Source organism: Flavobacterium sp. HJ-32-4, from assembly GCF_022532105.1.
In the GTDB taxonomy this organism is placed as follows: domain Bacteria; phylum Bacteroidota; class Bacteroidia; order Flavobacteriales; family Flavobacteriaceae; genus Flavobacterium.
This window is the reverse complement of sequence record NZ_CP092832.1, coordinates 672673-692201: the sequence shown is the minus strand read 5'-3', so window position 1 is coordinate 692201 and position 19529 is coordinate 672673. Positions and strand designations below refer to the sequence as shown.

16 protein-coding genes are annotated in these 19529 nt (G+C 51.8%); 12 read left to right on the top strand and 4 right to left on the bottom strand.

All coding sequences use genetic code 11. The features are described from left to right. Nucleotides 1-56 precede the first annotated feature (56 nt). Together MKO97_RS02660 and MKO97_RS02655 are read left to right on the top strand one after the other, a co-directional pair. Nucleotides 57-965: a CPBP family intramembrane glutamic endopeptidase gene (locus tag MKO97_RS02660; protein ID WP_241104525.1), complete on the top strand. Its 909-nt coding sequence runs from the start codon at nt 57-59 to the stop codon at nt 963-965. Then, nucleotides 962-2026, top strand: a complete 1065-nt coding sequence (locus MKO97_RS02655) for an AMP-binding protein (protein ID WP_241104524.1) — start codon at nt 962-964, stop codon at nt 2024-2026. The genes MKO97_RS02660 and MKO97_RS02655 overlap by 4 nt, the downstream gene beginning before the upstream one ends. A gap of 77 nt (nt 2027-2103) precedes the next feature. Here the strand turns inward: MKO97_RS02655 and MKO97_RS02650 are convergent, their stop codons facing one another. Continuing rightward, nucleotides 2104-3387 (bottom strand): OmpA family protein, encoded by a 1284-nt coding sequence (locus tag MKO97_RS02650; protein ID WP_241104523.1) that lies wholly within the window; start codon nt 3385-3387, stop codon nt 2104-2106. A 287-nt stretch (nt 3388-3674) separates the two neighbouring features. Beyond that, complete coding sequence (locus MKO97_RS02645) at nt 3675-5483, bottom strand: lysophospholipid acyltransferase family protein (RefSeq protein WP_241104522.1); 1809 nt, start codon at nt 5481-5483, stop codon at nt 3675-3677. A 171-nt stretch (nt 5484-5654) separates the two neighbouring features. Here MKO97_RS02645 and MKO97_RS02640 point away from each other — a divergent pair, with 171 nt between their 5' ends. Continuing rightward, nucleotides 5655-6419 carry an exodeoxyribonuclease III gene (locus MKO97_RS02640; RefSeq protein WP_241104521.1) on the top strand — a complete coding sequence of 255 codons (765 nt, stop codon included), beginning with the start codon at nt 5655-5657 and terminating at the stop codon, nt 6417-6419. Nucleotides 6420-6448: 29 nt separating this feature from the next. Beyond that, nucleotides 6449-7411 carry an OmpA family protein gene (locus MKO97_RS02635; protein ID WP_241104520.1) on the top strand — a complete coding sequence of 321 codons (963 nt, stop codon included), beginning with the start codon at nt 6449-6451 and terminating at the stop codon, nt 7409-7411. A gap of 347 nt (nt 7412-7758) precedes the next feature. Here the strand turns inward: MKO97_RS02635 and MKO97_RS02630 are convergent, their stop codons facing one another. Together MKO97_RS02630 and MKO97_RS02625 are read right to left on the bottom strand one after the other, a co-directional pair. Then, a complete protein-coding gene (locus MKO97_RS02630) occupies nt 7759-9657 on the bottom strand; it encodes an amidophosphoribosyltransferase (RefSeq protein ID WP_241104519.1) in 1899 nt (632 codons plus the stop codon). A 194-nt stretch (nt 9658-9851) separates the two neighbouring features. Beyond that, nucleotides 9852-10775, bottom strand: a complete 924-nt coding sequence (locus MKO97_RS02625; RefSeq protein WP_241104518.1) for a PfkB family carbohydrate kinase — start codon at nt 10773-10775, stop codon at nt 9852-9854. Between the two features lie 142 nt (nt 10776-10917). On the opposite strand from MKO97_RS02625, the gene MKO97_RS02620 reads away from it, so the two are divergent. From MKO97_RS02620 to MKO97_RS02585, 8 genes are all read left to right on the top strand, one after another. Further along, nucleotides 10918-12285, top strand: a complete 1368-nt coding sequence (locus MKO97_RS02620; protein ID WP_241104517.1) for a rhodanese-related sulfurtransferase — start codon at nt 10918-10920, stop codon at nt 12283-12285. Nucleotides 12286-12296: 11 nt separating this feature from the next. Next, nucleotides 12297-13532: a U32 family peptidase gene (locus MKO97_RS02615; protein ID WP_241104516.1), complete on the top strand. Its 1236-nt coding sequence runs from the start codon at nt 12297-12299 to the stop codon at nt 13530-13532. Then, the gene (locus tag MKO97_RS02610) at nt 13529-13759 is read left to right on the top strand and encodes a ferredoxin (protein ID WP_241104515.1); all 231 of its coding nucleotides are present in this window, start codon (nt 13529-13531) and stop codon (nt 13757-13759) included. The genes MKO97_RS02615 and MKO97_RS02610 overlap by 4 nt, the downstream gene beginning before the upstream one ends. A gap of 94 nt (nt 13760-13853) precedes the next feature. Beyond that, nucleotides 13854-15212 carry a regulatory iron-sulfur-containing complex subunit RicT gene (locus MKO97_RS02605; RefSeq protein ID WP_241104514.1) on the top strand — a complete coding sequence of 453 codons (1359 nt, stop codon included), beginning with the start codon at nt 13854-13856 and terminating at the stop codon, nt 15210-15212. Beyond that, entirely contained in the window at nt 15196-15681 is a 486-nt protein-coding gene (locus tag MKO97_RS02600; protein ID WP_241104513.1) for a gliding motility lipoprotein GldH, read from the top strand. Before MKO97_RS02605 ends, MKO97_RS02600 begins: the two co-directional genes overlap by 17 nt. Before the next feature lies 1 nt (nt 15682). Further along, a complete protein-coding gene (locus tag MKO97_RS02595; RefSeq protein WP_241104512.1) occupies nt 15683-18046 on the top strand; it encodes a penicillin-binding protein 1A in 2364 nt (787 codons plus the stop codon). A gap of 97 nt (nt 18047-18143) precedes the next feature. Beyond that, nucleotides 18144-18842, top strand: a complete 699-nt coding sequence (locus tag MKO97_RS02590) for a CoA transferase subunit A (RefSeq protein WP_241104511.1) — start codon at nt 18144-18146, stop codon at nt 18840-18842. Beyond that, on the top strand, nt 18842-19501 hold the full coding sequence (locus tag MKO97_RS02585; RefSeq protein WP_241104510.1) for a CoA transferase subunit B: 660 nt from the start codon (nt 18842-18844) through the stop codon (nt 19499-19501). The genes MKO97_RS02590 and MKO97_RS02585 overlap by 1 nt, the downstream gene beginning before the upstream one ends. Nucleotides 19502-19529: the final 28 nt, after the last annotated feature.

Sequence of the window (19529 nt, the reverse complement as noted above, 5' to 3'; positions counted from 1 at the left end):
GGAATTTCGCGAAATGCACGAATTTTTTGACTACATTCGGGCGTAAAATCCGGCTTATGTTCCTACGAAACGGCTTCGGCCCCAATAGCGAGATATGGCGCTATATATTGGGCTCTGCTTTCATCATTATCATGGCGTTGGTGGGCATACTGCCCTTCGAAATGGCGCTTGCCATGCGCTTTCGCGAGACCGGCGTTGCCATCACCGAGACGAATATGTTGTCTTATCTTGAGCCGAATGCGACCCTGTTCTTTAATCTCGTTCCCTACGTATTCGCATTGGGCGGAATCTGGGTGGTGGCCAGGTATTTTCACGGCCAACCCTTTCGGGAGCTGGTAACGGCCCGTCCGGCTGTAGATTGGAAGCGGATCTTTCTGGCGTTCGCGTTGTGGGGTTGTATTTCTGGCGGATGCGTCGTAGTGGCGTATTTCGTCACTCCAGAGGACTTCGCCTGGAACTTCTGTCCCGTACCATTTGCGATCATGGCTTTGATCTCGATCACCTTGTTGCCGATACAGACATCTGTAGAGGAGTTGATCTTCAGGGGATATCTTATGCAGGGATTTGCAGCGTTGGCGCGAAACCGCTGGTTTCCGTTGGCGCTAACGTCCTTGATTTTTGGGTTGTTGCACGGATTCAATCCTGAAGTGGCCAAGCTCGGCCCTGCAATTTTGATTTATTATGTCGGAACAGGACTTTTCCTTGGCGTATTGACGCTTATGGACGATGGCACTGAGCTGGCACTTGGTTTTCATGCGGCCAATAACCTTGTAACTGCGTTGCTCGTAACGGCTGATTGGACGGCTCTCCAAACCAATAGCGTCTGGAAAGACGTGTCGGAGCCCTCGCTGTCATTTGAAGTATTTTTCCCGGTGGTAGTCCTATTCCCCCTGCTTTTGCTTATCTTTAGTAAACTCTATAAATGGTCAGACTGGAAGGAAAAGCTGACCGGAAAACTAACATGAACACAACCCTCACCGAAGCCCCGGCTTATTATGAAGTCCACAGCCAATTCCGGCTCAACGGCTTTCATCTTGACCGCGACGATCTCTGTCGCGTAGCGTATAGTTTTATTAAGGAAGGCGATGACTTCGAGCGCCCGGTAGGCGAGTTCCTGCTGGATTGGTTCGACGGCAACGACTATATCGAAATGCAGACCTCCGGAAGCACGGGGTTGCCAAAGACCATGTATGTCAAGAAGCAGGCCATGGTCAATTCGGCCATTGCGACCGGCGATTTCTTCGACCTTATGCCCGGTAATCGGGTGTTGCATTGTCTGCCGGCAAAGTATGTCGCAGGAAAGATGATGTTCGTCCGTGGGTTTGTCTTGGGCCTTGATATGGATTTCGTAGCGCCCACGTCACATCCGCTGAAGAACAACGACCATCTGTATGACTTTTCGGCTATGGTCCCCTTGCAGGCACAGAATGCGTTGCCCCGCCTGAAGCAAATCAAAAAGCTCATCGTGGGTGGAGCTAAGATTGCAGCGCCCCTCGAAAAGCAATTGATGAAGTTACCTACGGCCGTTTACGAAACATACGGCATGACCGAAACCGTATCGCATATCGCCGCCAAGAGGGTTGGACAAAAACACTTTCACGTTTTGCCCAACGTACGGCTTGAAACCGATGACCGCCAGTGTCTGGTGATCCACGCCCCTGCGATTTCGGACGAGCCGATCGTGACCAATGATTTGGTAGAACTCCTTTCTGAAACCGAATTCGACTGGAAAGGACGCGTTGACAATGTCATTAACAGTGGTGGTATCAAGCTCATCCCCGAGCAGATCGAAGCGAAGCTGGCGCCCCATTTCGAGCAACGGTTTTTTGTGGGGTCACTCCCGGATGCGGTATTAGGCGAGAAGTTGGTATTGGCCCTTGAAGGAGCTGCTGTTGAGGTGCCACCACACGCTTTTGACAAACTCGACAAGTACGAACGCCCTAAAGAAGTGGTGTTTATTCCGCGCTTTAAAGAAACCGGAAACGGGAAGATCATACGCCGCGATTCGCTGGACCAACTATCCTGATCAGAAGGAGGCAGAAGGAGTATAAAAAAGAAAACGCCCCGAATTCTCGGGGCGTTTTTTATGGGTTGGTGTGGTGATTAGTTCACACGGAACGTTACACGACGTACCAGTTTACGGGCACCATCAGAAGAAGAGTCGACTGAACGATCTTCACCTGCAGGAACTACTTTCAGGCGTGACGCATCGATTTTCGCTTTCACGAGGATCGCTTTCACAGCCTCAGCACGTTTCACAGACAGTTGGTCGTTGTAAGCCGTACGGCCGATTTCGTCAGCATGTCCGATGATTTCTACGTTTGCTTTCGGGTTGTTTCTCAGGTAGGTAAGAATGAAATCGATGCCTTCTGTTGAAACGTTTGTTGGTTTTGATTCGTTGAAGTTGAAGTAGGAGCAAACATATCCTTCATTGATAAGGTTGCGGATCAACTCGTTGTTTGAAACGTATGTGCTTGAAGACGTAGCTGATTTTGTTGGGTCGCCATATGTTTTGGTCATGTAGCTCTCCAACTCATCCGGAACGCCATTTCCGTTGTTGTCGATGGCCTGGCCTTTTGAATTCACCGCTACACCTGTAGTAGTGTTTGGCTCAGCATCAAGGTAATCCGGCACACCGTCTTTGTCGGTATCGTTCAGCATGGTTTCGAGGTCACCCACACGCTTTTCAAGCGCATCAAGTTGCTCTTTTGTTTTATCGCTTTCGATATACCAGTCAGCATGAACATCTTTGCTTCCGAGGTAGAACGTGAAACCACCTGTAGCGGTCAGCATCCACGCATCAAATACCTGGCCGTCGATGGTTCCGTAACCGTCGAAGTTCTTCTGTTGCAATGAGTTTGCGTACAGCGTTGCGTCGAGGTTGAATACGATACGCTTCGACAGTTTGATTTGTCCGGTCAGACCTCCCATGAAGTTAATACCATTATCCTGCCCTTCAGCGGCACCATCTCCGTCGAAAGTCAGTTGGTACCAACCCGCACCGGCGTGCGCCAAAAGGTTGAAGCTCTTTGTGAACTGTTCAAAGTTCATGATACGGCCAAGGTTGAATACTCCCTGGAGATTCGCCGTGATGTATTGGCTTTCGAATGGCAAGCTTGAGTCAAAATCTTTAAACTTGCTCAACTCTCCAGTCAATTTCAAACCGAATTTCGTGTTGAACATGTAACGGGCTCCGAGATTCACGGTAAGAGGCTCTACTCCAGAACGATAACGCTCAGTGAACGCTTTGAACGGTTTGTTTACACCTGCTCCCACCTCGATTGACCACTTGTTGTAGTCGCTGCCAGTATACGTCGAGTCGGACTGGCCAAACGTATTAGCTACAGCGAAAGACACGAACGCCAGCGTTAGTAATACTTTTTTCATAATTGTGTTTTTAAATTCTTCAACACAAAGATAGAATTATTTTGGCATGACCCGACTATTTGTAACAACTGCCCGACTGTGAACCTCGTTTTTTGCGTATTTTTCATCGATTGACCAAAGAAAATACACTATTTTCACATTTATTACCCCTTTCGCAGTGTTTTCGCCACAAAAAAACCCTATCTACGGCGCGATTTTTTTAGGAATTTTTAGGTAATATCGTGAAAATGCAACGAAAAAGCCAAATTATGCAACTCGTTGAGGGCTAACGGAAAGCAAAATCGCGGCTATTCGCCCCGCTCCGTCAGTTTTCGTTCGAGTTCGGCCTGGAATTCTTCCATAACGGGTTTCATGGTGCTTTCCGGAATGTCGGCGATCCGGATATACATCAATCCGTCAACCGAATTATTGAACAACGGGTCGACATTAAACGCCACTACCCTCGCATTCTGCTTGATATATTTCTTGATCAGCACCGGCAATCGCAAACTGCCTGGTTCGAGTTCATCGATGATGCGGTCGAATTTATTGAGGTCCGATTCGGCCTCGTCGAAAATGAAATCCTTGTCGGCGTCTTTCAACTTGACTTTGTATTCCTTCTTGGCATGCACATACTGCGCAATGAACGGGTCATAATAGTTTGATTTCATGAACTCGATCATCAGCGATTTCGAGAAGTCGGAGAACTGGTTGCTGATACTGACGCCGCCAATCAGGAATACATGTTCCGGATAGCGCAACGTTGTGTGTATGATGCCTTTCCACAGCAAAAAGAGCGGCATCGGCTTTTGCTGGTAACTCTTGACGATGAAGGCACGTCCCATTTCAATAGACTTACTCAGCATGTCGTGTAACTCGGGTTCAAAACGGAAGAGTTCCTGAAGGTAAAAGCCACTCACACCCCGCAACGGATAAATTTCAGAACCAAGGCCCATCCGATACGCGCCGGCAATCAACTTCGCCTCGTCATCCCACAGAAACATATGGTAGTAGTACGAATCGTAGGAATCGATGTCGATGGCTTCGTTCGTTCCTTCGCCGACTTCACGGAACGTAATCTCGCGAAGACGTCCGATTTCATGCAGGATATTCGGGATGGTATCGGCTTTGGTAAAGAAAACTTCGTAGTTCTTACTCTGCAGCAGACGCGCATCACCTTTCCGGAGCGCCGCCACCTCCTCGATGATTTTGTCTTGGTTGGCCGGAAGCACGATCTGCTTCGGCACTTTCGGTATTTTCAGATTGTTGCTGGCAGCCGCGAGGAAATTCTGGTCTTTTTCGTACGGGTTGGCCAGCATGTAGGTTTTCCGACGCAGGAACTCTGAATAATCGTCCAATGACTGGTATTCATTCTGCTCGGCTACCGAAATGGGCTTCCCAATCCGGACGCGGATGACGCGGTCTTTCTGGGAAAACAACTCAGACGGTAACTTCGCCGTTCGCAACGTATCGCTCAACTTCGAAAGGAAGTAGAAGAAACGGCTGTTCTTGGCATGGAAGTATATCGGCACCACCGGCACCTGGGCCTTGCGGATGACCTTGATCGCGCCTTCTTCCCATTCTTTATCAACCACCAATTTGCCGTCTTTGTAGGTCGACACCTCGCCAGCCGGGAACATGCCGAGTGGTTTGCCATCCGACAGATGCCGCAGGGTTTCCTTTATACCCACCACACTCGATTTCGCATCACGGTGCGTCTCAAAAGGGTTGACGGGCATGATGTAAGGCTTCAACGGTTCGATCCGGTGGAGCAGGAAGTTCGCGATAATCTTGAAATTCGGCTCGCGTTCGAGCATCAGTTTCAACAATAGGATGCCGTCGATGCCGCCCAGCGGATGGTTGGATATGGTAATATACGCGCCTTCTTTCGGAAGGCGTTTCAGGTCTTCTTCCGGCACCTCGAACTTGATCTCAAAACGATCCAGGATGGCGTTCAGGAACTCGACATCCTTCAGGTGCTTGTTGTCGTCGTAGATTTTGTTGAGTCGCGAAATCTGCAACGCTTTCATGACCGCCCATCCTAAAAAGGTCCCGAAGACACCATACTTCGAGGCGTTGATCGCTTTGGCGACTTCCTTTGCGGTCACTAATCCCATTTTCGTTTGTTTTAAGAGGCCGTCGCAAAGATAACAAAATGTTGTTACGCGGTACGGTCGACCGAGTGCCTGACGTTGTTTAAAACTATGCTCAAAACTGCTTGGTGGGCCGTTTCGTCACCGCGGGTTTTTCGGTTACATTTGAAACCGTCCTAAATCGAATACGCGACCTTGAAGATCATTTCCTACAATGTAAACGGCATCCGCGCCGCGCTCACAAAGGGGTTTCTCGACTGGCTGGTGTCAGCCGACCCCGATGTCATCTGTCTGCAGGAAATCAAAGCCACGCCCGACCAGGTGCCGGTGGCGGAATTTGAAAAGGCGGGTTATCCGTATCATTATTGGTATCCGGCGCAGAAGAAAGGCTACAGCGGCGTCGCCATCCTGTCCAAAATAAAGCCCCAACGCGTCGTTTTTGGAACCGGTATCGAACACATGGATTTCGAAGGGCGGAACCTCCGTGTTGATTTTGACGACGTGTCGGTGATGAGTCTCTATCTTCCTTCCGGCACCAACATGGACCGGCTCGACCATAAGTTTATGTATATGGACGATTTCCATGCTTATGTGGCACAATTGCGGGCCGAAATTCCGCATTTGGTGATCTGCGGCGACTATAACATCTGCCATCAGGCCATTGACATACACGATCCGATCCGGAATGCCAACGTTTCGGGCTTCCTGCCGGCCGAGCGCGCCTGGCTTGACGCCTTCATCAATAGTGGGTTCGTTGACAGTTTCCGACATTTCAACAAAGACCCGCATCATTATTCGTGGTGGAGCTACCGCGCGAATGCCCGCAACAATAACAAAGGCTGGCGTATCGATTATATATTGGTCGCCCGCGAACTTGAACACCGCCTCCGCCGGGCTGTCATCCTGCCGGAAGCACGGCACTCCGACCACTGTCCGGTGATGGCCGAAATAGAAGCATGATAAATATAAAGTACTTATATAACCCTCCTATGATTAAGAACGTTTCCGCACTGCTGCTGATCGCCGCACTGACGACTTCCTGCGTTTCGAAAAAGGTCTACACCGATCTCGAAAACAAGTTTGCCGAGTTGAAGAAAGAGAACCGCAAACTCTCTGACGACCTCGAAGACCTGACGCAAACCAAAAACCAACTCGACCTCAACTATGCCAATCTGCAAAAAGAACACGACAAGCTAAAGGCCGAACGTGACAAATTGCAGGCCGACCTCGCAGCGGCCAACAGCAACCTGAAGACGTTGCAGTCGTCGTATGCGGCACTTGAGAAGAACAGCGACGACGCGCTCAAGTCGAATATGGATAAAAACCGCACGCTGTTGGCACAACTCGAGGCAAAAGAAAAGGCCCTTGCCGCCGAACAGGAACGCCTTAACAAACTCAAGGCCGACCTCGAAAGCAGTTCGCAACGACTCGCCGAACTGGAGAGCATGATGTCGCAGAAAGATGCGGCGATGAAGAAGTTGAAGGAAACGTTGTCGAAGGCACTCAACGCCTTTGAAGGCAAAGGACTTACCATCGAACAAAAGAATGGCAAAGTATATGTGTCGATGGAGAACAAACTGTTATTCCAAACCGGAAGCTGGACGGTGAACCCTGAAGGACGCAAAGCGGTGGTGGAAGTTGCCAAAGTATTGGCGCAGAACCCCGACATCGGTGTCTTGATCGAAGGCCATACCGACGACCAGAAGTTCGCCGGATCGGTTGGGTCGGTTGAAAATAACTGGGATTTGTCGACCAAGAGGGCGACGGCGGTGGTCAACATCCTTACCGAAAACAAAGGGGTAGTAAAAGCGAATCTTACAGCGGCCGGGCGTAGTGAATATGCCCCAATTGCCTCAAATGAAACAGCGGAAGGAAAGGCGAAGAACCGCCGCATCGAAATCATCCTGACGCCGAAACTCGACGAGATCTCAAAGATGCTGAACGAATTTTAAATTGTGTTTTTTCTTCAGAAGAACGGCCGGAACCCCTGGCCGTTTTTTTATGCCTTTTTTCGGGCGGTGGGGCGATGGCTACTGGGTAATGTCGCCAAAATCGGAACCGATATAAAATAAAAAAGGTGAAATGTTACTTTCACCCTTTTTGCCCCAAATCTACCATAAACTTAACCTACTAATTCCATGGTGAACCAAAGCTATGGCGATAGTACTTTTCCGTCAAAACTTTTAGATGAACGACCTATAAATTCGATGTACTGCAAAATCCATGCGTATTCTGCCCTGTTTTTCACCTTTTTAGCAATCTTGAGGTGCGCGAAACACCTTTTTCGCAACGGCGACGATCAATAGGCGCGGGCGTCTTTTCCTTCGTAGAAATTCATGAACGCGCGGTTGACCACCCGGTTCCCGCCCGGCGTCGGATAGTCGCCGGTGAAGTACCAATCGCCCAGGTTTTTCGGACAGGCGCGGTGTAGGTCTTCCACGGTCTGGAAGATAATCTTTACGTCTGCCTGGATGTCATCCGGACGGAGCATTTCCGCGATTTTATCGGAAATCTCAGTATCTGTGAACGGCGCGTAAATGGCGGTGACGTGGTTGGTCACTTCGGCATCCGCCAGGTTTTCCTGTTGCTTGCATTTATGGTATACTTCGTCGACGATGTGATACAGGTTCCGTTCTTTCAACAACGCCAATGCCGCCCGGAAGGCCACGAGTCCTTCGAGCTTCGCCATGTCGATGCCATAGCAGTCGGGATAGCGAATCTGGGGCGCCGACGACACCACGACGATGCGTTTCGGCCGCAGGCGGTCCATCATTTTGATGATACTCATTTTCAGGGTTGTGCCCCTCACAATCGAGTCGTCGATGATCACGAGATTATCGGTCGGTTTGATAACGCCATACGTCACATCATACACGTGCGCGACAAGGTCATCGCGGCTGCTGTCTTCGGTGATGAAGGTGCGCAGCTTGGCATCTTTTATGGCAATCTTCTCCGTACGCACTTTCTCGGCCAGGATCTCCATGAGTCCGGCTTCCGTCAGGGTGCGGTGCTGGTCGAGGATGAGCTTGTTTTTCTTTTTATTAAGGAAGCCCTGCGCGGCTTCTGTCATCCCGAAAAAGGACGTTTCCGCCGTGTTCGGGATATACGAGAAAACGGTGTTGGCGATGTCTTGTTCCACCGCATCCATCACGGCCGGGAAAACAAGGCGGCCGAGCTGCTTGCGTTCTTCATAGATTTCGGCATCGCTTCCCCTTGAAAAGTAAATCCGTTCGAACGAACAGGCTTTTTTGATGGTCGGGGTGATGATATTCTCTTCAGATACCGTACCGTTTTTCTTGATGATGACGGCATTCCCGGGGCCAAGTTCCTTCACCGCCTCAAACGGCACGTTGAAGACCGTTTGGATGACCGGACGTTCGGAGGCCACCACCACAATTTCATCATCCTCGTAATAGTAGGCCGGACGAATACCCGCCGGATCCCGGAAAACGAAGGCATCTCCGTGACCGAAAAGACCGGCCATCGCATAACCACCGTCCCAGCCTCTTGAGGCGCGTTTCAGGATGCGGGTGATGTCGAGCTTTTGCGCGATGACTTCCGAAGCCTCGCGTTTCGACAAACCGTTGTTCTTACATTCCTGGTACAGATCGGCGACCGCGTCGTCAAGGAAGTGCCCGATTTTCTCCATCACCGTTACGGTGTCGGCCATTTCCTTAGGATGCATACCCAATTCGACCAGGCTGTTGAACAGCTCGGTTACATTGGTCATGTTGAAGTTACCGGCGACGATAAGGTTGCGGTGCATCCAGTTGTTTTGCCGCAGGAACGGGTGTACGCTTTCGATGCTGTTCTTGCCAAACGTACCATAGCGCACGTGGCCCAGGAACAATTCCCCTATATAAGGCACACCGGCCTTGAGGGCTGCCATGTCTTCCTGATAATCCGGACGTTCCGCCATGGCTTCGTTGATACGGTCGTTGATCTGGTCGAAGATATCGCGTATCGGTTGCGAGTCGTTCGAGCGCACACGGCTGATATAGCGTTGGCCGGGCGCGACGTCAAGCTTGATCGAGGCGAATCCGGCACCGTCTTGTCCGCGGTTGTGCTGTTTCTCCATCAACAGGTACATCTTGTTGATGCCATAAAAAGCCGAGCCGTATTTCTCGCGGTAAAAGGAAAGGGGCTTTTTCAGCCGGAGAAGGGCAATGCCACATTCGTGTTTGATGCTGTCACTCATTTTTGTTGGGAGCAGGAAAGGAACAATGAACAATGAACGATGAACGATGAACATTCGTTGCGTGTTATGTGCCTTTTCCTTACGTCATTTAGTTGTGTTGTTGTTTGTCGTTTTTGGTTGCTACATCCGATGAGGTTTTTACCCTTCATGTTCCGTATCAACCGGCATTAAAAAAGCCCCATGAAGGGGCGTATTTAGGTCGTAATCTCGAATTGGGTGAGGGCTTTGAACTGTCGCAGCCGGTCGTTCACCTCCTGTTTTTCGAGTTTTTCCATTCGCTCGGTGCCGAACTTCTCGACACAGAACGACGCAAGGTTCGAGCCATAGATGATGGCATTTTTCATATTGTCAAACGAGACGTTCTCACTCTGTGCGATGTAGCCTGCAAAACCACCCGCGAAGGTATCACCGGCCCCGGTTGGGTCAAATACGTCTTCCAGCGGCAGGGCCGGAGCGAAGAAGATGTCTTTTCCGTGGAACAACAACGCGCCGTGTTCGCCTTTCTTGATGACGACATATTTTGGTCCCATCTCATGGATTTTGGCCGCGGCCTTCACCAGCGAATATTCCCCAGAGAGTTGGCGGGCTTCCTCGTCGTTGATGGTGATGACGTCGATGCGCTTCATTACTTCTTTCAGTTCCGGAAGCGCGCAGTCCATCCAGAAATTCATCGTATCAAGCACGACGAGTTTCGGCTGGGCGGTCAATTGGTCGAGTACACCTATTTGTATATTCGGATGCAGGTTCCCCAGCATCACCACGTCCGCGTCCTTGAAATTCTCGGGCACAACCGGGTTGAAGTCGGCCAACGTATTGAGCTCGGTCACGAGGGTATCGCGTGAGTTCAGGTCGTTGTGGTACTTTCCGGCCCAGAAGAACGTTTTACCGCCCTTGACGATTTCGATTCCCGAGATGTCGATGTTACGCGCCGTCATCAGGTCAAGATATTCTTGCGGGAAGTCGTCGCCCACCACCGATACGATGGCAGAGGATACGTTGAAAAAAGAGGCCGACAGTCCGATGTACGTACCGGCGCCACCCAGGATTTTATCCGTCTTTCCGAAAGGCGTTTCGATCGCGTCAAAAGCTACGGTTCCGACGATAAGGAGTTTGTTCATATACAGATTAAAAGGAAGGTGCAAAGGTAGCGCATAAGTTGGGAAGTTGCAAGCGGTTGCGGGGCCCGTGTGGATGCGGCGGCACTTCTGCTTTTTTTGTTACCTTTGCCGCACATTTTTTCTCACGTAAACTGTTTATAGCATGCAACTGTACAACACGTTAAGCGCAGAGGAAAGGGCCGCCATGATAGACGATGCCGGCAAGCAGCGACTCACGCTGTCTTTCTATGCGTATGCCAAAATCGAAGATCCGAAACAATTCCGCGATGCGCTGTTCCTGGCCTGGGATCCGCTTGAAGTGCTGGGCCGCATCTATGTCGCCCACGAAGGGATAAACGCCCAATTGTCGGTGCCGGCCGATCATTTTTACGAATTCCGCGACACGCTCGAGGCCTACGACTTCATGAAGGGCATCCGCCTTAATATCGCCGTCGAACAAGACGACCATTCGTTCCTGAAGCTGACCATCAAGGTGCGCGACAAGATCGTGGCCGACGGATTAAACGACGAAACCTTCGACGTGACCGCAAAAGGCATCCACCTGAAAGCGTCGGAATTCAATGCGATGATGGACAATCCGGATACCATCGTGGTCGACATGCGCAACCATTATGAAAGCGAAATCGGGCATTTTGTGGGCGCCATCAAACCGGATGTGGACACCTTTCGCGAATCGCTTCCTATCATAGAAGAACAACTCGCCGAACATAAAAAAGGCAAGAACCTGCTGATGTACTGCACCGGCGGCATCCGATGTGAGAAGGCTTCGGCTTATTTCCGCCACAAAGGCTTCGAGAATGTCTACCAGTTGGAAGGCGGGATTATCGAATATACGCGCCAGGTCAAGACAGAAGGACTCGAAAGTAAATTCATAGGGAAGAACTTCGTGTTCGACCACCGTTTAGGCGAACGCATCACAGACGACATTGTTTCCAGTTGCCATCAATGCGGAAAACCCTGCGACACCCATACCAATTGCGCCAATGAGGCCTGCCACCTGCTTTTCATCCAGTGTGAGGAGTGCGCCGCCAATATGGAAGGCTGCTGTTCGACCGCCTGCGCGGAGGTCATCCACCTGCCGGAGGCGGAGCAGAAAGCGATGCGTCGCGGACTCAAGAATGGCAATATGATTTTCAAGAAAGGAAAATCGGAAGTGTTGACCTACCGGAATGTTCCGCAACAGGCAGTGGCAGAGGCGCCGGTTCGCAATCCGCGGACGAAGGTAGTCGAACGGCCACGTATACGGAAGGTATTGCTCGGACGAGGTGTCCACTTTTTCCCGAAACCGTCCATCGGGCAGTTTCGCTTAGAGGAGGGGTCATTGAACACCGGTGACGACATCCTGATTACAGGCCCAACCACGGGCGAACTGCATCTGACCGTCGCTGAGATGTTCGTAAACGATGCCCCGGCCACCCAAGCCGTTCCGGGTGATTTGGTGAGCTTCAAAGTGCCGTCGCGCATCCGACTTTCCGACAAGTTGTATCGGGTGGTTCCGTCAGAAGCCTAAAGCTGCGCCCCATGAACAGGATGGAACTTATGGCTCCTGCCGGCGATTTCGAGTCGCTGCAGGCCGCGCTCGACAATGGCGCTGATTCGGTTTATTTCGGTATCGACCAATTAAATATGCGGGCCCGATCGACCGCCAATTTCGCAATAGACGACCTAACGGAAATTGTAAGGCGTTGTGAAGCCAAAGGAGTTCGCAGCTACCTCACGCTCAACACCATTATTTACGACCACGATGTTTCGGTGGTGAAAACGATACTGGCTGAGGCGAAACAAGCTGGCGTCACAGCCGTCATCGCGTCAGACCAGGCGGTGATTGCCTCGGCGCGCAGTTTCGGGATGGAAGTCCATATTTCAACGCAGCTCAACGTCACGAATTTCGAAACGGTCAAGTTCTATAGCCTTTTCGCCGATACCATCGTCTTGAGCCGCGAACTCAGCCTTCGCCAGGTAGCCGCCATCACCGCACAGATCGAGAAAGAACAACTCAAAGGTCCGTCCGAACGTCTTGTCGAAATCGAAATTTTTGGCCACGGCGCGTTGTGCATGGCCGTTTCCGGCAAGTGTTACCTGAGTCTCCACTCGCACAATTCCTCGGCCAACCGCGGTGCGTGTAAGCAAAACTGCCGTAAGAAATACACCGTAATCGACCAGGAATCGGGTTTCGAGATCGAAATCGACAACGAATACATGATGTCGCCCAAAGACCTGTGCACGGTTGATTTCCTCGACCAGGTAGCCGCAGCAGGTGTTCGTGTACTCAAGATTGAAGGCCGCGGTCGTGCACCTGAGTATGTAGCGACCGTTACCCGGGTGTATCGCGAAGCACTCGACAGCCTGCACGACGGCACCTTCTCAGCCGAAAAGAAAGAAGCCTGGATGGAAGCGCTGACGACCGTCTACAACCGGGGGTTTTGGTCGGGGTATTACCTCGGTCAGAAGCTCGGCGAGTGGAGTCCGGTTTCGGGTTCCGCTGCTACCCAACGAAAGGTGTACATCGGAAAAGGGCATCATTTTTATCCGAAGGCATCTGTGGGTACGTTTCGTGTCGAAGCCTATGACCTCCGCGCGGGCGACCGGGTGCTGGTGACCGGCCCCACGACTGGCGCGAAGGAACATGTCGTGGAGTCTATTTTTGTAGACGACCGCCCCGAAGACAAGGCCGTGAAAGGCGATTTGGTAGCGCTTCGGCTGCCGTTTCGCATCCGCCCTTCCGACAAACTCTATAAAATCGTGGCCAACCCATGACGACTGTCACGCTGCAGCGCGCGAAGTGCATTGGCTGTAATTATTGCGAGGAAATGGCGCCCGAGCTTTTCCGCATGTCGCGCAAAGACGGAAAGTCGACGCTGTTGCACGCACACGATGCCAAAGGCTTCCATACCGTTCGGCTTTCGGGCGAGGATCCTGCTGAGAAAGCGCTTCGGGCCGCACAGGCGTGTCCGGTTAAGATCATTAGCGTCCGCACGAAGTAGCGTCTTTCCCTCCATTCGATGAAAAATACTATCTTTACCAGCTAAAGATTCTATTACGAACCCAAGCCGCCACGCGCGGCATCCGATATAACATATGGCATGTGCTAGTTGCTCAACCTCCGGCGGTGACGCGCCCAAAGGTTGCCAGAATAAAGGGGCCTGTGGCACCGACAGTTGCAACAAACTGGCGGTCTTCGACTGGCTTTCGAATATGACCCTTCCGGGCGGACATGAGCCGTTCAACGGCGTGGAAATCCGCTTCAAGAACGGGCGGAAGGAATTCTACCGAAATACCGAAAAACTAAGTCTTTCTATGGGTGATATCGTGGCTACGGAGGCACATCCGGGGCACGACATCGGCATCGTATCGCTGACAGGGGAACTGGTCAAGATGCAGATGAAACGCAAAGGTGTGAAGCCTGATGCACCCGACCTTCCCAAAATTTACCGGAAAGCATCCCAACGGGATATCGATATCTGGGCCGCGGCGCGCGAGAAAGAAGAACCGATGAAAGTGAGGGCCCGTGAGATTGCGATCTACCTGAAACTTCAGATGAAACTTTCGGACATCGAGTTCCAGGGAGACGGATCGAAAGCGACGTTCTATTATACCGCGGAAGACCGTGTCGATTTCCGGCAACTCATCAAAGAATACGCCCGTGAATTCAGCATCCGAATCGAAATGCGCCAGGTGGGTTTCCGTCAGGAAGCTTCGCGTTTGGGCGGCATCGGATCGTGCGGACGCGAACTTTGTTGCTCGACCTGGCTGACCGATTTCCGTAGCGTGAATACGTCGGCGGCGCGCTACCAGCAATTGTCGTTGAACCCACAAAAACTGGCCGGTCAGTGTGGGAAGCTGAAATGCTGCCTGAATTATGAGCTCGACACCTATATGGATGCGCTCAAAGGCTTCCCGGATTCGGAGACAAGACTTTACACCGAAAAAGGAGAGGCCGTGTGCCAGAAACAAGACATCTTCAAAGGGCTTATGTGGTTTGCCTATACCGATAATTTCGCCAACTGGCATGTGCTGCGGATTGAGCAGGTGAAAGAAATTATCGAGGAGAACAAACAGAAACGGAAGGTTTCGTCGTTAGAGGACTATGCCGAAGACCTTTCACCAACGCCGGAGAAGGTGTTCAGCAACCCCGTCGGACAGGAAAGCCTGACGCGTTTTGACCAGCCGCGCCGCAAAAAACGCCCGAACAAGAAAAAAGGATCGGGACCTGAAGGGGCAGTAGTTGCAACGGAGCGTAAGGAACCCCGTCCGCCGAAGCCGCAACAACAAAGCCGGCCACAGGGAGAACGGCCACAAAACAACCGTCCGCCCCAGGCACAGGCTGGAAATCCGACCGAGAAGAATGACAACCCGAACCGTAACCGCGACGGACGTAACCGCAACCGAAACAACCGCAGGAAGAACAACAACCGTGGTGATGAACCTAAGAATTAGCCTTGTCTTGATGGTGCTCGCCACGATGTTCGTATCGTGCGATGATACCCGTTTTTTCGACGAGTATAAGTCGGTCGGAACGGCCTGGCACAAAGACTCGGTCGTCACCTTCAACGTCAGGCAGGACGACACAACGCATCCCTACAACCTGTTCGTGAACATCCGCGACAACGACGACTATAAATTCAGCAACCTGTTCCTGATTGTAGCGATGCAACAACCCGACGGGCTGACCCATGTGGATACACTCGAGTACCCAATGGCGAATCCGGATGGGACGCTCATGGGTGATGGCTTCTCAAGCATCAAGGAAAACAAGTTGTATTACAAGGAAAAAGTGCGTTTCCCATTAAAAGGAGAGTATAAATTCAGCATCCGGCAGGCGGTGCGTCCCACAGGAAAGGTAGACGGCGTCACCGAACTTGAGGGCATCACCGAAGTAGGCCTACGGATCGAATCGATCAAATGATATGGCAGTACAGAAAGTCAAAGAAAAACTCAACCAGGTCAAGACCTCGGTGAAGAAAGAACGGACGTTGGCCGAGTTCAACCGTCTGTTCTGGAAATTCTTCGGCGGTTTTGCCGCTTTCATCGTATTACTGTTTTTATTCGCGTCATGGGGTCTTCTGGGTCACATGCCGTCGTTCGAACAACTTGAGAATCCGGAGTCGAACCTGGCAACCGAAATCATTTCATCGGACGGTGTCGTCATCGGAACCTTTGCCATTGAAAACCGTACACCGGTCAAATACAAAGACCTGCCGCCGCATTTGGTGAAGACACTTTTGGCCACGGAGGATGAGCGCTTCTACGAGCATTCGGGAATCGACGGACGGGGCACCCTGCGTGCCGTCACCTCACTCGGAACCTCCGGAGGGGCGAGTACACTGACACAACAGTTGGCGAAAATGCTCTTCCACGGGGAAGGGTCACGCAATCCGGTCCTGCGGGGTATTCAGAAAATCAAGGAATGGATCATCGCCGTTCGTCTTGAGCGCCAGTATACCAAAAATGAAATCATCGCGATGTATTTCAACGAGTACGATTTCGGTTACTATGCCGTGGGCATCCGCTCGGCCGCGAAAACCTACTTCAACAAAGAGCCAAAAGACCTTTCCCTCGATGAGTCGGCCATGTTGGTGGGGATGTTTAAGAATTCCTCCCTCTACAATCCCATCCGTAACCCGGAAGGCGTAAAAAACCGCCGCGACGTGGTTTTGGGGCAGATGGAAAAAGCGAAGGTTATCACGGCGTCACAACGCGCCCAACTGAAGGCGCTTCCCATCAAGCTCGATTTCCATTTACAGACGCATAAGGATGGTACGGCGACCTATTTCCGCGAGTATCTCCGCGACTTCATGAAGAAATGGGCGCAGGAAAACAAAAAACCGGATGGAAGCGACTACGATATTTACCGTGACGGACTCAAGATCTACGTAACCATCGATTCGCGCATGCAGACGTATGCCGAGGAGGCCGTCGAAGCGCACTTGAAGAACCTGCAGGAAGAATTCGATTCGCAGCAGAAAGACAACAAAAATGCGCCGTTCCGCAACCTCAATGATGCGGAAACAGACAAACTCATGTCGCGTGCCCGAAAAAGCTCCGAAAGATGGCGCCACATGAAGGAAGACCTCGGAAAATCGGAAGACGAAATCACCGCCTCCTTCAACCGCAAGACGAAAATGACCGTCTTTTCCTGGAAGGGCGAGCGCGATACGATCATGACACCGAATGATTCGATCCGCTACTACAAAAGCTTCCTGCAAACCGGCCTGATGTCAATGGACCCGGCCAACGGTGACGTAAAAGCATGGGTGGGCGGTATCAACTACAAACACTTCCAATACGATCACGTAGCACAAGGTGCGCGGCAGGTGGGTTCGACGTTTAAGCCGTTTGTATATGCAACGGCCATCGAACAACTCGGACTGTCACCCTGCGACAGCATACTCGATTCGCCCCACACCATCCCGGTAGGCCGTCACCACGTAACGGCCACCTGGACACCGAGTAACTCCAACGGCGAATACCGCGGCATGGTGACGCTTAAAAAGGCACTGGCGCTTTCCATCAATACCGTATCGGCCAAACTCATCGACCGCACAGGTCCGGAGGCCGTCGTGGAAATGACCCACAAACTGGGCGTACACAGCGAGATTCCGGCCCAGCCGTCGATCGCCCTCGGCGCGGTGGAAATTACGGTTGAAGACATGGTAGCGGCCTATGGCACGTTTGCCAATGAAGGTGTCTATGTCAAACCACAGGTAATCGCCCGCATCGAAGATAAAAATGGTGTCGTCCTTTACAAGCCGGCTCGTGAAACCCACGATGTGCTAAGCAAAGACGTGGCCTATGCCGTCATCAAACTGTTGGAAGGGGTAACCGAATCGGGTTCAGGCGCCCGCCTGCGCACACAGGGCGGCGGAAATGGCTACAACCGGGTTACAGGCTATCCGTACGTCTTTACCAACCCGATTGCGGGTAAAACGGGAACGACACAGAACCAGTCAGACGGTTGGTTCATGGGTATGGTGCCCAACCTCGTCACCGGCGTTTGGGTCGGCAACGAAGACCGCGCGGCGCATTTCAAAGGAATTACCTACGGACAGGGCGCTACGGCGGCACTTCCGATTTGGGCGATGTATATGAAAAAATGCTACGGCGACGATGAATTGCAAGTGTCGCGGGAACCGTTCAAACGACCGGCCGGCCTCGCGATCAAAGTCGATTGCTACGAACGCGCCAAGGAAGTCGACACCACCGATACAGAAGGCGGCGAAACCGTCGCGCCTGAGACCCAGGAGCAAGACACGGAAGAATTCAAGTTTTAGCCGTGCGTAGGTAACCGGTTTCGTGCCGGATGTACCTTCGCTTCCTCATACAATTTTCGTACATTCGCAATCGATTTCGATACACGATCCAATTATCATGATCAACAAGAAAGTAGACAATGTCACCCAGGCGCTGCAAGGCATTGGGGACGGCATGACCATTATGCTCGGGGGCTTCGGGCTGTGTGGGATTCCCGAAAACAGCATCGCCGAACTGGTGAAGATGGGCGTCAGCGGCCTGACCTGTATTTCCAATAATGCAGGCGTCGATGATTTCGGTCTCGGACTCCTCCTCCAGAAAAAACAAATCAAGAAAATGATCTCGTCTTACGTGGGCGAGAACGCCGAATTCGAACGCCAGATGTTGTCGGGTGAACTCGAAGTCGAATTAACGCCCCAGGGCACACTCGCTGAGAAATGCCGCGCGGCACAGGCCGGTATTCCCGCCTTTTACACGCCGGCCGGTTTTGGAACGGAAGTGGCGGAAGGCAAAGAATCGCGCGAATTCAACGGGAAGATGCACATCCTCGAACATGCCTACAAGGCCGACTTTTCGATTGTAAAAGCGTGGAAAGGGGATGAAGCCGGTAACCTGGTCTTCAAAGGAACCGCCCGCAATTTCAACGCACCGATGGCGGGTGCCGCCAAAATCACGATCGCGGAAGTCGAGGAATTGTTGCCGGTGGGCAGCCTTGACCCGAACGAGATCCACATTCCTGGCATTATGGTGCAGCGGATCTTCAAAGGCGAACGATTTGAAAAACGCATCGAACAACGAACCGTAAGAAAGAAATAATGGCACTGGGTAAGGAAGAAATCGCGAAACGTATCGCGAAAGAGGTAAAAGACGGCTATTACGTCAACCTGGGCATCGGAATCCCGACGCTGGTGGCCAACTACGTACGCCACGACATTTCGGTTGAATTCCAGAGTGAAAATGGCGTTTTGGGCATGGGCCCTTTCCCGTATGAAGGGGAAGAGGATGCGGATATCATCAACGCAGGTAAACAAACCATTACTACATTACCGGGCGCCAGTTTTTTCGACTCGGCTTTCAGTTTCGGGATGATCCGCAGCCAGAAGGTCGACCTGACTATCCTCGGCGCGATGGAAGTATCGGAAAACGGCGACATCGCCAACTGGAAGATACCCGGGAAAATGGTCAAAGGAATGGGCGGCGCCATGGACCTTGTAGCGTCAGCCGAAAACATCATCGTCGCAATGATGCACGTCAACAAGGCAGGCGAATCGAAAATCCTCAAACGCTGCACCCTGCCGCTTACGGGCGTGGGCTGCGTGCGTAAAGTCGTCACCGAACTGGCCGTCCTGGAAATTACACCCAACGGCTTCAAACTCCTCGAAAGGGCACCGGGTGTTTCGGTGGAAGACATCATCAAAGCCACCGAGGCCGACCTCATTATCGAGGGGGAAATACCCGAAATGCTCATCGATTAATCGTATATTAGGCCGGAAGTATCCGGCT

What these genes read in the sequence shown, in the direction of transcription:
- MKO97_RS02660 (WP_241104525.1), top strand. Translation starts at nt 57, where the DNA reads ATGTTCCTACGAAACGGCTTCGGCCCCAATAGCGAGATATGGCGCTAT.
- MKO97_RS02655 (WP_241104524.1), top strand. Translation starts at nt 962, where the DNA reads ATGAACACAACCCTCACCGAAGCCCCGGCTTATTATGAAGTCCACAGC.
- MKO97_RS02650 (WP_241104523.1), bottom strand. Translation starts at nt 3,387, where the DNA reads ATGAAAAAAGTATTACTAACGCTGGCGTTCGTGTCTTTCGCTGTAGCT.
- MKO97_RS02645 (WP_241104522.1), bottom strand. Translation starts at nt 5,483, where the DNA reads ATGGGATTAGTGACCGCAAAGGAAGTCGCCAAAGCGATCAACGCCTCG.
- MKO97_RS02635 (WP_241104520.1), top strand. Translation starts at nt 6,449, where the DNA reads ATGATTAAGAACGTTTCCGCACTGCTGCTGATCGCCGCACTGACGACT.
- MKO97_RS02630 (WP_241104519.1), bottom strand. Translation starts at nt 9,657, where the DNA reads ATGAGTGACAGCATCAAACACGAATGTGGCATTGCCCTTCTCCGGCTG.
- MKO97_RS02625 (WP_241104518.1), bottom strand. Translation starts at nt 10,775, where the DNA reads ATGAACAAACTCCTTATCGTCGGAACCGTAGCTTTTGACGCGATCGAA.
- MKO97_RS02620 (WP_241104517.1), top strand. Translation starts at nt 10,918, where the DNA reads ATGCAACTGTACAACACGTTAAGCGCAGAGGAAAGGGCCGCCATGATA.
- MKO97_RS02615 (WP_241104516.1), top strand. Translation starts at nt 12,297, where the DNA reads ATGAACAGGATGGAACTTATGGCTCCTGCCGGCGATTTCGAGTCGCTG.
- MKO97_RS02610 (WP_241104515.1), top strand. Translation starts at nt 13,529, where the DNA reads ATGACGACTGTCACGCTGCAGCGCGCGAAGTGCATTGGCTGTAATTAT.
- MKO97_RS02605 (WP_241104514.1), top strand. Translation starts at nt 13,854, where the DNA reads ATGGCATGTGCTAGTTGCTCAACCTCCGGCGGTGACGCGCCCAAAGGT.
- MKO97_RS02600 (WP_241104513.1), top strand. Translation starts at nt 15,196, where the DNA reads ATGAACCTAAGAATTAGCCTTGTCTTGATGGTGCTCGCCACGATGTTC.
- MKO97_RS02595 (WP_241104512.1), top strand. Translation starts at nt 15,683, where the DNA reads ATGGCAGTACAGAAAGTCAAAGAAAAACTCAACCAGGTCAAGACCTCG.
- MKO97_RS02590 (WP_241104511.1), top strand. Translation starts at nt 18,144, where the DNA reads ATGATCAACAAGAAAGTAGACAATGTCACCCAGGCGCTGCAAGGCATT.
- MKO97_RS02585 (WP_241104510.1), top strand. Translation starts at nt 18,842, where the DNA reads ATGGCACTGGGTAAGGAAGAAATCGCGAAACGTATCGCGAAAGAGGTA.